This is a genomic window from Burkholderia sp. Z1 (assembly GCF_014893795.1).
Classification (GTDB): Bacteria; Pseudomonadota; Gammaproteobacteria; order Burkholderiales; family Burkholderiaceae; genus Burkholderia; species Burkholderia theae.
In genome coordinates this window covers 1,395,535-1,408,675 of record NZ_JACFYL010000002.1, presented here as the reverse complement: position 1 = coordinate 1,408,675, position 13,141 = coordinate 1,395,535, and the positions used below count along the sequence as shown (strand labels likewise).

13 protein-coding genes are annotated in these 13,141 nt (G+C 67.0%); 7 read left to right on the top strand and 6 right to left on the bottom strand.

Annotated elements, in window-relative coordinates; translation table 11 throughout:
* Window positions 1-31 precede the first annotated feature (31 nt).
* Window positions 32-664, bottom strand: coding sequence for a LysE family translocator (locus H3H55_RS23315; protein WP_193100392.1), 633 nt, complete (start codon window positions 662-664; stop codon window positions 32-34).
* 126 nt (window positions 665-790) lie between these two features.
* Window positions 791-1,687, bottom strand: coding sequence for a LysR family transcriptional regulator (locus H3H55_RS23310; RefSeq protein WP_193100391.1), 897 nt, complete (start codon window positions 1,685-1,687; stop codon window positions 791-793).
* 52 nt (window positions 1,688-1,739) lie between these two features.
* Between H3H55_RS23310 and H3H55_RS23305 the strand changes: the two genes are divergently transcribed.
* Window positions 1,740-1,892: a hypothetical protein gene (locus H3H55_RS23305; RefSeq protein WP_193100390.1), complete on the top strand. Its 153-nt coding sequence runs from the start codon at window positions 1,740-1,742 to the stop codon at window positions 1,890-1,892.
* Window positions 1,893-2,017: 125 nt separating this feature from the next.
* Complete coding sequence (locus tag H3H55_RS23300; protein WP_193100389.1) at window positions 2,018-2,866, top strand: sulfite exporter TauE/SafE family protein; 849 nt, start codon at window positions 2,018-2,020, stop codon at window positions 2,864-2,866.
* A gap of 324 nt (window positions 2,867-3,190) precedes the next feature.
* On the opposite strand, the gene H3H55_RS23295 is transcribed toward H3H55_RS23300, so the two are convergent.
* Window positions 3,191-4,147, bottom strand: a complete 957-nt coding sequence (locus tag H3H55_RS23295; RefSeq protein ID WP_193100388.1) for a LysR substrate-binding domain-containing protein — start codon at window positions 4,145-4,147, stop codon at window positions 3,191-3,193.
* A gap of 103 nt (window positions 4,148-4,250) precedes the next feature.
* On the opposite strand from H3H55_RS23295, the gene H3H55_RS23290 reads away from it, so the two are divergent.
* The 3 genes from H3H55_RS23290 (at window position 4,251) to H3H55_RS23280 (ending at window position 6,460) form a co-directional block, all read left to right on the top strand.
* Window positions 4,251-5,576 (top strand): D-serine ammonia-lyase, encoded by a 1,326-nt coding sequence (locus H3H55_RS23290; RefSeq protein ID WP_193100387.1) that lies wholly within the window; start codon window positions 4,251-4,253, stop codon window positions 5,574-5,576.
* Between the two features lie 53 nt (window positions 5,577-5,629).
* Window positions 5,630-5,884 carry a hypothetical protein gene (locus tag H3H55_RS23285; RefSeq protein ID WP_027791787.1) on the top strand — a complete coding sequence of 85 codons (255 nt, stop codon included), beginning with the start codon at window positions 5,630-5,632 and terminating at the stop codon, window positions 5,882-5,884.
* A gap of 276 nt (window positions 5,885-6,160) precedes the next feature.
* Window positions 6,161-6,460, top strand: a complete 300-nt coding sequence (locus H3H55_RS23280; RefSeq protein ID WP_193100386.1) for a DUF4148 domain-containing protein — start codon at window positions 6,161-6,163, stop codon at window positions 6,458-6,460.
* A gap of 113 nt (window positions 6,461-6,573) precedes the next feature.
* Here the strand turns inward: H3H55_RS23280 and H3H55_RS23275 are convergent, their stop codons facing one another.
* From H3H55_RS23275 to H3H55_RS23265, 3 genes are all read right to left on the bottom strand, one after another.
* On the bottom strand, window positions 6,574-8,349 hold the full coding sequence (locus H3H55_RS23275; protein ID WP_193100385.1) for a sensor domain-containing diguanylate cyclase: 1,776 nt from the start codon (window positions 8,347-8,349) through the stop codon (window positions 6,574-6,576).
* The gene (locus H3H55_RS23270; protein WP_129515061.1) at window positions 8,346-9,470 is read right to left on the bottom strand and encodes an extracellular solute-binding protein; all 1,125 of its coding nucleotides are present in this window, start codon (window positions 9,468-9,470) and stop codon (window positions 8,346-8,348) included. The genes H3H55_RS23275 and H3H55_RS23270 overlap by 4 nt, the downstream gene beginning before the upstream one ends.
* Before the next feature lie 160 nt (window positions 9,471-9,630).
* Window positions 9,631-10,353, bottom strand: coding sequence for a FadR/GntR family transcriptional regulator (locus H3H55_RS23265; protein WP_193100384.1), 723 nt, complete (start codon window positions 10,351-10,353; stop codon window positions 9,631-9,633).
* Window positions 10,354-10,622: 269 nt separating this feature from the next.
* Here H3H55_RS23265 and uxuA point away from each other — a divergent pair, with 269 nt between their 5' ends.
* Together uxuA and H3H55_RS23255 are read left to right on the top strand one after the other, a co-directional pair.
* Window positions 10,623-11,675: a mannonate dehydratase gene (uxuA, locus tag H3H55_RS23260; protein ID WP_193100383.1), complete on the top strand. Its 1,053-nt coding sequence runs from the start codon at window positions 10,623-10,625 to the stop codon at window positions 11,673-11,675.
* 71 nt (window positions 11,676-11,746) lie between these two features.
* The gene (locus H3H55_RS23255; protein WP_193100382.1) at window positions 11,747-13,057 is read left to right on the top strand and encodes an MFS transporter; all 1,311 of its coding nucleotides are present in this window, start codon (window positions 11,747-11,749) and stop codon (window positions 13,055-13,057) included.
* Window positions 13,058-13,141 lie beyond the last annotated feature (84 nt).

Below are 13,141 nucleotides of genomic sequence, written 5' to 3'. Positions count from 1 at the left end.
CGCGATGCCCGTGCCGTTCCTCCCGTCATCGTCAGCTTCGCGACTCCAGCGCGATACGCACCGCCAATCCGGCCAGCACGGTGCCCATCAACCAGCGCTGCACCGACGCCCAGACCGGCCGCCCCGCGAGAAAACCCGCGATGGACCCGGCCATGCACGCGATCAGCGCGTTGACGCTGATGCTCACCGCGATCTGCACGCAGCCGAGCGCCAGCGATTGTGCGAGCACGCTGCCGTGCCCCGGTGAAATGAACTGCGGCAGCAGCGACAGATACATCACCGCGATCTTCGGATTCGCGAGGTTCGTGACGAAACCCATCGTGAAGAGCCTGACGCGGCTGTCATGCGGCAACTGCCGGACCTGGAACGCGGAACGACCGCCCGGCTTCAGCGCCTGCCACGCGAGGTACAACAGGTACAGCGCGCCGCAAAAACGCAACGCGTCGTACGCATACGGCACGGTCAGCACCAGCGCGGTGATGCCCAGCGCCGCGCAGAACATATAGAAAACGAACCCCAGCGCGACCCCGCCGAGCGACACCAGCCCGGCACGTCGGCCCTGGCAGATCGAGCGCGAAACCAGGTAGATCATGTTCGGTCCGGGCGTCAGCACCATGCCGAGCGACACGAGTCCGAAAGCAAACAAGGTGGGCAACGCCGGCACGGCAATCTCCTTTGGGGCAGCGCAGTCAGGGTGACGAGGTTCGAACAATGTATTGCATCTCGTCCACCAACATCATGAATAAGCTGCAAGCCGCCCATGAACGCTTTTCATCGCGCCGGCCGCACGTTACTGGCCTTTTTTCGCGCGGGTCTGAAGCGCCTTCGCTGCCTTTACGCGTTGTGCGTCGACGAGCCTCACGAACTCATCGGTGATCGCGTTGCCGGCCGCAATCCACGACAGCCGCACGGAACGATGCAGCCTCGGTGACAGTTCCAGCACGCGGCCGCCGAACGGCGTGTACGTAAGCGTGATGCGCGGAACGATCGACACGCCCATGCCGGCCTCCGCCATCGAAAGAATGGTGCGCATCTCGACCACGTTGAACGCGGCCCGCAGCGGCGCGCCGCCACGCGCGAAATAATCGGCGATCACCGGCCCGCACCCCGCCTTCGAGAAAATGAACGGCGCCGCGGACAACTGCCTGGCCGACACGCGCTTGCGGCCGGCGAACATGCCGTCCGCCGCCACCGCGACGAAATCCTCGTCGAGCAGTGGCAGATTGTTCGCGAACGTCTTCGTGCCGGCCACCACGCCGACGTCGGCGGTACCGTCGTCGATCCACCCCTCGACTTCGCTGTCCGTGCCTTCGAGCAGCACCGCCGACACGCCCTGGTGCATCTCCTTCAACGCCTCGAGCGCGGGCACGACGAACGCCAGCGATACGCTCGGCAGCGACGCGACCACCAGCTTCCCTTCGAGCTTGCCGCGCGACAGGCTGAACTGCTGGCGCAGCATCTGCGCCTCCCGAACCACGTTCTGGACGTACGGCCACAGGCGTTCGCCCGCCGCCGTCAGCACGACCGGCTGACGGTCGCGCCAGAGCAGCTTGACCTGCGTGATGTCCTCCAGTTCGGTCAACGCGTGACTGATCGCGGATTGACTGCGGCTGAGCCGGTCGGCCGCGGCCGTGAGCGAACCGAGTTCGACTACGGCAGCCAGAGCCTGCAACTGGGCAAGCGTCATCGGGTCTCCTTGATCCGGGGTATGTACGTCGTACATGATACGGCCAGCTGTCATGAAGGATATCGAACCGGCACGGCGGACCGGCGAGCGTCGCCGCAGCCGGCTCTCGCGCTGCGCGGCGGCCAAGGCAGATGTCCGCCGCGACGCTCAGGTAAGATGCGTCGTCGAATCGCCGCGTCGATTGCAGGCGCACCTGGCCGTCTGAAACGCTGCGATGCGATCGAATGACCGGTTCAGGCCCATCCAGAACGAATACATGCAAAACGCACGCGACCGCAACGGACTCCATCGGCAGCGCTCGCTGCCGGATATCCCGCGACATGCCACGCCATGATGCATTTCAATCTCACTGACGGTGTGCTGGTCTCCAGCCTGCAGGCGCTCACCCCGCTCGATCTGGCCGGCATCGCCGTCGCGCTGCTGCTGGGCGGCATGGCCAAGGGGATCACGGGCATCGGCGTGCCGCTGATCGCGATGCCGATACTCAGCCAGTTCCTGCCGATCCGGCATGCAGTGCTGCTGCTGTCGATGCCGATCATCCTCGGCAACATCCCGCAGGCGCTGGAAGGCGGCCAGGTGCTGGCGACGGCGCGGAAGATCGCCGCACCGATCGTGGGCACCGTGATCGGGAATGTCGTCGGCGTCGCCATTCTCCTGTCGCTCAATCCGGGGCACGCCCAGGCCGCATCCGGCGCGCTGCTGATCTTCGCCGCGACGCTGATGCTCGCCGCGCCGAAGCTCAACCTGCCGGACGCGTGGCAGAAGCCGGTCGGTTTCGTGCTCGGATTCGGCGCGGCGCTGATGGAAAGCATCGCGTCGGTGCCGGGCCCGCTGCTGGCCACCTACCTGATTTCGTCCGGCGCGACCGGGCGCGTGTTCACGAAGCAGATCGCGATCATCCTCGTGGTATCGATCGTCACGCTGATCACGACGTTCAGCGGCGCCGCGCACGCCAGCGGCGCCGACCTCGCGATCTCGGCGGCGGCCAGCCTGCCGGCCATCGCCGGCATGTGGCTCGTGCGCCCGCTGCGAGACAAGATGTCGCCCAGGATCTTCAGGATGGTCGTCCTGCTGTTCGTGCTCGCCGCGGCATCGCAGATGATCTGGAAATCGGGCGTATTCCGGCACGGCGGATCGCAGGTGACGCAGACGGGCAACGGGCACGTCGTCACGAAGTAACGGCATGCCGCACCGCCCTCGATCACGCATGCGTTCTGAAAGCTGCACGGCGTAGTATTCGCGGACCCGACGTATCGCCGCACCCGACGGCACCGGACATCGTGAAACGATGCGGACGATACGTTGCCGACTTTGCTACTCGCGCGCTGATGCCAACATCGGCGCCGCCACGTTTTCAGAGGCACGAAATGGAAACCTATGTGTTGCTGGGCTGCGGATTCGGCCTTGGCCTGCTGATCGCCATCTGGGGAATCTGGTCGCTCCGCTAACGCGTGCGACACCTGTCGATGCGCAAACCATTCGCGTCGAATCCCGCCACACACGTCACGCCTGCCCGCTCCCGCTCGGAAGCAGGCGCGGCCGCGCTTCGTCGAAGCGCGCGCACTCGGCCTTGAGCCAGTCCGAAAACGCCACCGTACGCGGATCGTCAGGGTTGCGGGAAAGCAGCACATAGCGCGCCGGCGCACGCACGTGCGCACCGAATACATCGACAAGCCGTCCGCTCGCAATCTCGTCATGCACCAGCGCCGCGCGCGCCATCGCGACACCCTGATGGTTCAGCGCGGCCGTGATCGCAAGGCTGGAGAAATTGAACTGAGGCCCGCCCAACTGCGCGATCCACGCCGGATGGACTGCCTCCAGCCACGTGTGCCACTCCACGAACTCGGGCGCGCCGACCCACGGCGCGGCGTCGTGCAGCAAGACGACGCCGTCGAGCGACTTCCCTTCGGCAAAGGACGGATGCTGCGCCAGATACGCCGGCGTGGCGACCGGAAACAGCGTTTCGTCGAGGATCACGTCGGCATGCAACCGGCTGTATTGCACCGGGTCGTAGCGCACCGCCACGTCGATGTCGTCGGATTCCATGGCCTGCCGGTCCAGCACCTGAAACTCGGCTTTCAGGCGAACCGACACGTTCGGCTGTTGCCGGTGAAATTCGGTCAGCCGCGGCATCAGCCATTGCAATGCAAACGACGGCAGACAACTCACCTGCAGCGGCGCATCCGACATGTCGAGCGCTTGCAGCGTGCGATGGATGTCGAAGAACGCGCTCGACATCGTCCCGAGCAGAATCCCGCCCTTCTCGGTCAGCTTCAGCCCGCGCGCCTGACGCACGAACAGCGGATAACCGAGCCGGTCTTCCAGATGCCGGATCTGCTGGCTCACAGCGCTTTGCGTCAGGTTGAACGCCTGCGCCGTCTTCGTGAAGCTCAGCAACCGGCCGGCGGTTTCAAAGCAGAGCAACGCACCGAGGATCGAACCATCAAGTCGCATAGACATAAGTCAGGCTAATACATTCATTAGAAATCGGCGCTTTTGCGCAGTCTGCGGGAATCGTAGCATTGCCGTCCAGCATCCTGCTTGACGAACACAAGGCCGATCCATGACCGCTACGCTCCAACCCGCCGACCTATTAGCCAGACTGCAATCCCGCCATCCGTTGCTGTGGCTGAACCCCGAAACCGGCAGCCTGCTGCCGCAGGACGCGCCATCGTTCGACGCCATTGCGACGGCGGAAGCCCGGCTGGCGCGATGCGAACCGCTGATGGCCGAGCTCTTTCCGGAGCTTGCGGCAAGTGCGGGAAAAATCGAGTCGCCGCTGATGCCCGCGGACAACTTGCAGCGCGCGTTGTCGCACCCGGCCGACGCGCACGGCGCGTGGTTCATCAAGCGCGACGACGCCTTGCCGGTTGCCGGTTCGATCAAGGCGCGCGGCGGCTTTCATGAAGTGCTCGCGCTCGCTGAGTCGATCGCGATCGAACACGGGCTGCTCGAGCCTGCGGGCGACCGGCGGATCCTGGCGTCGACCGCCGCACGCGCGCTGTTCGCCACGCACACCGTCATCGTGGGCAGCACCGGCAACCTCGGCCTGAGCATCGGCGTGATGGCCGCCGCGCTGGGGTTCGAGTCGGTCGTTCACATGTCGACCGACGCGAAGCCCTGGAAGAAGGCGCGCCTGAGAAAACGCGGCGTTCGCGTGGTCGAGCACGACGGCGATTATGCGCAGGCCGTCGCGGCCGGACGATCGCAGGCGCGCCATCAACCGCGCTGCCATTTCGTCGACGACGAAGGCTCGCTGATGCTGTTCCTGGGTTACGCCGCCAGCGCCCGGCATCTCGCCGCGCAGCTCGCCGGGGCCGGCCGCAGCGTGGACGCCGCACATCCGCTCTTCGTCCATATCCCGTGCGGTGTCGGCGGCGCACCGGGCGGCATCACGTACGGCCTCAAGGCGCTGTTCGGCGAGCGCGTGCATTGCTTTTTTGCCGAGCCGGTCGCGTCGCCATGCATGCTGGTCCAGCTTGCCGCCGGCCCCCGCCAGCCGGTATCCGTCTACGACGTGGGGCTCGACAACCGGACCGAGGCCGATGGCCTGGCCGTCGCGCAAGCCTCGCACCTGGTCAGCCCGCTGATGGCGTCGCTGCTGTCGGGCGTCTTCACCGTCAGCGATGAGCAGCTTTACGCGCAGTTGCTCGCGGTTCTGCGCGCCACCGGCGTGGAACTGGAGCCGTCGGCCGCCGCTGCCGTCGGCGGGCCCGGCTGGCTGACGCAGTCTTCCGTCGGCCGCGACTACCTGCGCCGCCACGCGATCGACACACGCGCGGCGACGCACGTGATCTGGGCGACGGGCGGCTCGCTCGTTCCGCCAGAAGAACACCGCCGCTTCCAGGCGCATGCGAAAGCGCTCGCCGGTGCCGCGCCCGGCGCGTGATCGCGTTCGGCCCGCGCGTCTCGCCGTTTCCCAAGACGCGTTAGACTGTCCGGATGGAACAATGCCGTTATTGCCAGAGAATCCGCGATGAATGGGATTGCCACGGGGACGAATGCCGCCGGGCAATCGCCAAGGCGCTGCGCCGGCAGCGGGCGGGCCTGCCGATGGTGCCCGATCGCATCCGCAACGAGCTGCCGTCCGGCGCGCCGACCCAGCAGGTGATCGCCGTGCTGTCGCGCCAGCGCCTGCGCGCGCGCCGCGGCAACGAGGAACGCCGCGAACGCAAGGAAATCGACGACGACGTCTGATCCGGCCGCACCGCGGCCCGAACGCGTCGTCTCCTCCGGCCCCTTTACCGCCGGGCGCCCGCCCGTGCGCGACACCCGCCCGCCCCGCCGTGCCCTTGCAAATCCGGCAATACCGAATGGGGACGGAGCGTATTTCTCCCGCGATTATTACTCCAGGGACAACGATCTTTCATCGAAATCCACGTTTACCCTAGGTCAACCGAAGCCTACGATGTAATCAACCGCTTACGACATGGTGTCGAACGCGGAAAGCCAAGACAAACATCGGAGGTCATCATGAAATCGCTCGTTTCCGCAGTCGTTGCCGCTGTCGCCCTGTCCGCCTCGTTCGGCGCATTCGCCCAAAGCACCGTGACCCGCGCCCAGGTGCGCAACGAACTGGTTCAACTCGAAAGCGCCGGCTACAAGCCGGGCCTGTCGAGCCCGTACTACCCGGCCGACATCCAGGCCGCACAAGCCCGCGTGCACGGCGCCGACAACAGCGGCTACGGTGCGCAACCGGCCGCGACCGTCCAGGGTGGCGCACCGGCCGCCAAGGTGCAAAGCCCGCGCGACTCGGTCTACTTCGGCCACTAAGCCTGCCGCCGCGCGCCCTGCGCGCGCAGTCCGCACCTGCAACGAGCCCGTCGCGTGACGGGCTCGTTGCGTTTGCGTCGCTTGTTTTACCGGCCCGTTTTACCGGCCCTCCGTCACCGGCTGCCGCCCGACGCGACCCGGCCGGCCTCTTCCGTCGCGGCGGCGCCGCCGACCAGTTCCTGATAGCGCACGCACGCGCGCTGCGCGGACGCCTTCGCCGCGTACATCGCCGCGTCGGCCTTCACGAGCAGTTCCTCGGCCGACGCGCCGTCGGCCGGAAACTCGCTGACGCCGATGCTCGCGCCGACGGCCACGCGCCGCTCGCCGACCTCCAGTTCCTCGGCCATCACGATCTGGATCCGCGACGCGACTTCGCCGATCACCGTCGGTGAACGCACGTCCGCAATCAGCACGATGAATTCGTCGCCGCCGAGCCGTGCGACCATGTCGCCGCTGCGCAGCGCGAGGCTCAGCCGCTTCGCGACCGCGACGAGCGTGCGATCGCCGGCCGAATGCCCATGCTGGTCGTTGATCTGCTTGAAGCGGTCGAGATCGACGAACATCACGGCCAGCCCTTCGTGCACCGCGGCCGCATGCCGGATCGCGGCATCGAGATGCTCCATGAACAGCAGGCGGTTCGGCAGCGCGGTCAGCGGATCGTGGCCCGCGAGGTGCGTCAACTCCTGCTGCTTCGCGCGCAGCATCGCGACCTGCGTGCGGATCTCGACGCGCATGCTGTCGAAACAGCGCGCGAGTACGCCGATCTCGTCGGCGCGCCCGACCGGCAGCTGTTCCGCCGCCGGATCGTCGAACACGTGCGTCGCGGCGCGCGCAAGCGTCTGCAGCGGCCGCGTCATTGCCCGCGCGAACAGGATCGCGAGAATCACCGCCATCAGGCTCGACACGAGCACCATCCGGACGATCCGTTCGCCAAGCATGCCGGCCGGCGCGAGGACGTCCGCGAGCGGCCTTGCCATCCCGAGCACGACGAAGCGGTTGCCCTCGTCGTGCCCGAACGGCGTGCGCACGAACGCGAACATCTGCCCCGGCGCCTCGTCCGGCTGCGCCAGGCCATTGAACGTCACGTTCGCGCGCGCGCTGTCGAACAGCACGTGTGTCGCGACAAAACGGTCCTGCATCAGCACGCGCCGGCCGCGATCGAAGCCGAACGTCTGCGCCGGATCCGGATGCACGAGGAAATCGCCCCACTCGTTCGCGAGATACACCGCATAGTCGTCCGGCAGATCGCGTTCGAGCCGATCGAACACGCGCGACAGTTCGACGTCGACGACGAGCGCGCCGACCGTCTGGCCCAGTTGATCGACGACCGGCGTACCCACGCGCAGGATCGGCAGCCCTTCGGCCGCGTGCGAGCCCGTCTCGTGATTGATCACGATCGGCGACAGGTAGATATGGCCGGGCGCCGTCGCGAGCGTATCGAATACATAGGAGAACTGCCCTTTCTCCTGGAACGCGCTTTCCGGCAGCACGACGATGCCGCGCGCGTCGCGATCGACGCGGATGTGTTCGAGCCCGAAATGCCCGCTCGCGATCAGGCGGATCTGCAGGTATTCCGGATGATTTCTCATGAAGCTGTAATACACCTGCTCGAGCCGCGTGCGTCGTGCGCGGTCCGGGTTGTCGCTGCCCGCGACGAGCGCGGACGACGGCAACTGCGCGAGCACGAGCGCATCGTCCGCGACGTCGGAGAGCGCGGTCGTGAAGCGCTGCCCGAGCAACTGCGTCGACATCAGCAGGCTGTGCTGCGCTTCCTGCACGAGCATCGCGCGATTCGCGCGATACGTGTAGTAGCCGGTGGTGCCGGATGCGATCACGCCGATGCAGGCGAACAGCACCGAGAGCTTCGACGTGAGCCCGAGCCGGATCATTTTTCGAACCGCTCAGGCCGGTCGCCCGACACGATGCGCCCCCACAGCGATTCGCGTCGCGCGATGTCTTCGACGGGCTGCAGCCACACGAGACGCTCGTGCCCGGCGTCGAGGCCCGGCGGCGGCTCGAGCGTGTTCGCGAGCCCCTGGCGCTCGGTCAGCAGCGCGCCGATCGCCGGTTCGAGCATGTAGTTGATCCACGCGAACGCGAGCTCGGGATGTTGCGCGCCGCGCGTGACGGCCCAGCAGTCGAGCCATGCGAGCGCGCCTTCGTCCGGGATCACGTAGCCGACATCCGCGCCCGCGCGACGCAGCAGCTCGACCTGCTGCGTGCCGTAGTTGCCGAACATCAGCGCCGCGCGATGCTGGACGAACAGCGCGGTCGCCTCTTCAGGGAGCGTGTAGTACGTCAGCAGGTTGCGGCGCAGGTCGATCAGCTTGCGCGCGACGGCGAGCGTCTGCTCGGGCGACAGCCGAAACGGATCGGGATAACCGAGCGCCAGCGCCGCGAACGAGAAATTGTGCTGCGCGCTGTTGAAGTCGAGCACCTTGCCGCGGTAGCGCGGATTCCACAGCTCGCGCATCGAGCGCGGCGCGGCCGGCACCTGCTTGCGGTCGTAGATCAGCCCCATCGACGAATACGTGAACGGGATCGCGTATGCCGCGCCGTCCTGCACGAGCCCGCCGATCGTCGCGAGCTGCTGGAAGTTCGGCAACTGCCGCCGCCGGTTCGGGATGCGCGACAGGTCGATCGGCGCGAGCAGCCGTTCGCGCGCGTAGCGCTGGATCTCGGCCGTGTTCGCCGCCAGCACGTCGTACGGCGGCGGCGACGCGCTTTGCATCCGCGCCCACAGCGCTTCGTCGGAATCGACAAACGTCACTTCGACACGTGCGTGAAACTGCGCCTCGAATGCGCTGACGACGTCGTTGTCCGCGTAGCCGGGCCACGCCAGCACACGCAGCACGTTGTCGTTGACGGTTTCGGGAGAGGCGGCGAAAACAGGCAGGCCCAGTAAGCCCAGTGTCAATATGATGAGCAGCGTGAACACGCCGCTACGTCGACGCGCATGCGCGCCGATTCCCCTGATCAATCGGACCCCACCCGAATCGCCCGGCTGCATTCGACTGTCCTTTTTCGAGTCGATGCGATATCCCGCAACGAGACCATAAATCGTACGGTCGCGCAATCGGAAGAAGCCGCACAGGGCTTGCATGCGTGCCGTCGTCGACGCGGAATGCAGCGCGGTGACGCCGCACCGCTTTCATCCGAGGAAACGAACGTCAGCGCCAGGCCTGCGTGAACTCCGCGATCACGCGCGACAGGTGCGCGCGCATCGCATCGCGCGCGCCGGCCGCATCGCGCGCCATGATCGCCGCGAAGATCTGCTGATGATCCTCCTGCGACGCCTCGCGCAGCGCGCTCGAATGAAAGTGCTCTTCGATCTTGTCCCACAGCGGATCGCTGCGCGCGCAGTCCCACATCGCCGTGACCATGTGCAGCAGCACCGTGTTGCCGGTCGATTCCGCGATGCGCAGATGGAACTGGCGATCGGCTGCGTCGTACGCGGCCTTGTCGTCCATCTGCTCGCGCATCGTCGTCAGCGAGAAAAACAGCCGGTCGAGATCGGCATCCTTGCGCTCGGTCGCCGCGAGCGCCGCGACTTCCGCCTCGATCAGCCCGCGTGCGCGCAGCGTCTCGATCGGCCCCGGGCCGCGCGGCACCTCGAACGTCACCGGCCGTGCGGCATCGGCCGCCGACACGTAGATACCCGAGCCGATCCGCACCTCGACGATCCCCTGCACCTCGAGCGCGATGATCGCCTCGCGCACCTGCGTGCGGCTCACGCCGAACTGGTCGGCCAGGCTGCGTTCCGACGGCAGCCGTGCGCCGGCTTCGAACGCGCCGGCGGCCACCATCGCGTGAATCTGCCGCGCAAGGCCGATATAGGAGCGGTCCGCGGCATCGGTGTCGCGGCTGGCGGGCAGACTGGAAAGATCGGTCATCGAAAGGCTCGCAACAGGCTGGCCGGCGCCATCGCGGCACCGGATCGCCGAAATGGTACACCAATTTCGGCCCGCGTCCCGTTCGGCCTGTCGGCCAGTCCTGCTGGGCATTCGCAGAATACGTCATACCGGGCGATCTGGAATCGGACAACTGGTAAACCACTATCCCGGTTAACTGGCATACCAATCATAATCCGCACACCGACGACGGGCCGGCATGCAGCCGCCCGGTCGTCCGACGCATGAACCGCCAGCCAGGAGCCGCTCCAGTGAAGATGTCTTTCCGTTGGTACGGCGAGTCCGATCCGGTCTCGCTGCAATACATCCGCCAGATCCCGGGCGTCACGCACATCGTGTCCGCGATCTACGACGAACCGGTGGGCGAAGTCTGGCCCGCGCACAAGATCGACGCGCTGAAGGCGACGATCGAACGCGCCGGCCTGCGCTTCGAGGTCGTCGAATCGGTGCCCGTCCACGAGGACATCAAGCTCGGCAAGCCGGGCCGCGACCGCCTGATCGACCACTACCGGCAGACGATCCGCCATCTCGGCGCAGCCGGCATCCGCGTCATCTGCTACAACTTCATGCCGGTGTTCGACTGGACCCGCACCGAGTTGTCGAAGACGCTCGACGACGGGTCGACCTGCCTCGCGTTCAGCACCGAATCGGTCGACCGGATCGATCCGAACGACGGCATCGCGCTGCCCGGCTGGGATTCGAGCTACCGGCCCGAACAACTGCAGGCGCTGCTCGCCGACTATCGCGACGTCGACGAAAACGCGCTGTGGGCCAACCTCGAATATTTCCTGAAGGCGATCATCCCCGTCGCCGAGGAAGCCGGCGTGAAGATGGCGATCCATCCCGACGATCCGCCGCGCCCGATCTTCGGGCTGCCGCGCATCGTGAAGAACCGCGACGATCTCGCGCGGATCCTGCGCATCGTCGACACGCCCGCGAACGGGCTGACGCTGTGCTCGGGCTCGCTCGGCGCGGGCCCGCAGAACGATGTCGAAGCGCTGGTGCGTGAGTTCGGTGCGCTGGGCCGCATCCACTTCGCGCACATCCGCAACGTGAAGGTCGACGCGAACGGCGATTTCGAGGAAACCGCGCACCTGTCGAGCTGCGGCTCGCTCGACATCGCCGCGATCGTGAAGGCGTACCACGACACCGGCTTCACGGGCTACGTGCGCCCCGACCACGGCCGCATGATCTGGGGCGAGACGGGCAAGCCCGGCTATGGCCTCTACGACCGCGCGCTCGGCGCGGTCTACCTGAACGGCCTGTGGGAAGCGCTGGCGAAGTTCGACCGCGCGCCGCGGTAACACCCCCATCGAGGCGGCCGGCGCAGCGGAACGCCGGTTGCCCGTCACGACATTCCGCGCGGAGACACCGCATGCCACGCATCCGATGGGCCATGATCCTGATGTGCTTCCTGGCCAACGTCATCAACTTCATCGACCGCGCGAACCTCGCGATCGCGGCGCCCAGCATCCGCGCCGACCTCGGCCTCGACGCGGTCGGCATGGGGCTCGTGCTGAGCGCGTTCTTCTGGACCTACGCGTTCCTGCAACTACCCGCCGGCTGGTTCATCGACAAGGTCGGCGTGCGCGTCAGCCTCGCGCTCGCGGTCGGCTGGTGGTCGGTGTTTACCGTCGCGACGGGCGCCGCACGCGGCCTCTCGCAACTCGTCGGCGTGCGGCTGATGCTCGGCGTCGGCGAAGCGGCCGCGATCCCGTCGTTCGCGAAGGTCGCGTTCAACTGGTTCCCGCGCAGCGAACGCGGGCTCGCGAGCAGCATCTTCGACAGCGGTTCGCGCGTCGGCTCCGCGCTGTCGCTGCCGCTCGTCGCGTGGCTGATCTCGATCGTCGGCTGGCGCGGGTCGTTCGTGATCACGGGCGGCATCGGCGTCGTGTGGGCATTGGCGTGGTGGTTCATCTATCGCGACCCGGAACGCTATCGCGCGATCGCGCCGGATGCCGTCGATGCACTGCTCGCACAGCGCGGCGCGCCGACCGTTGCGGCCGCAACCGACGGCGCGAAGGTGTCGTGGCTCGACCTGTTCCGCTACCGCACCGTGTGGGGGATGATGATCGGCCTGTTCTGCCTGAACTTCGCGATCTACTTCTTCATCACCTGGTTCCCGAGCTACCTGCTGCAATCGCGCGGCTTCTCGCTCGCGTCGCTCGGCACGTGGGGCATGCTGCCCGCGCTGCTCGCGATTCCCGGCGGCTGGCTCGGCGGCTACGTGTCGGACAGCCTGTTCCGCCGCGGCTGGAGTGCGACCGCCGCGCGCAAGACCTGCCTCGTGCTCGGGATGCTGCTGTCGTCGTCGATCGCGCTGTCCGCGTTCGTCGAAAGCGTGTGGGCCTGCCTCGGGTTGTTCGCCCTCGCGTATGCAAGCCTGTCGTTTGCCGGCGCGAACGTGTGGACGCTTGTCGGCGAAGTCGCGCCGACGCCCGCGCACGTCGCGTCGATCGGCGGCATCCAGAACTTCGCGGGCAATCTCGCGGGGATCTTCATCACGACGTTCACGGGCGTGATGCTGTCGATCACGAAAGGCTCGTTCGTCGTGCCGCTCGCCGTGGCCGGTGTGCTGTGCGTGGTCGGCGCGCTGTCGTACCTGTTCGTCGTCGGCAAGGTCGAACCGTTGCCGCCGCTGCGCAGCGGCGCGAACGGGCGTGGTGCGGAGCCGAACGCGGCCTGACGCATCGGGGCAGCGCGGCGCGGCTGCGGCGCCTTCGCCGCGCCGCCCGCGCTTTCCTTTTCGGGCCGCGCATCGGACAATGAG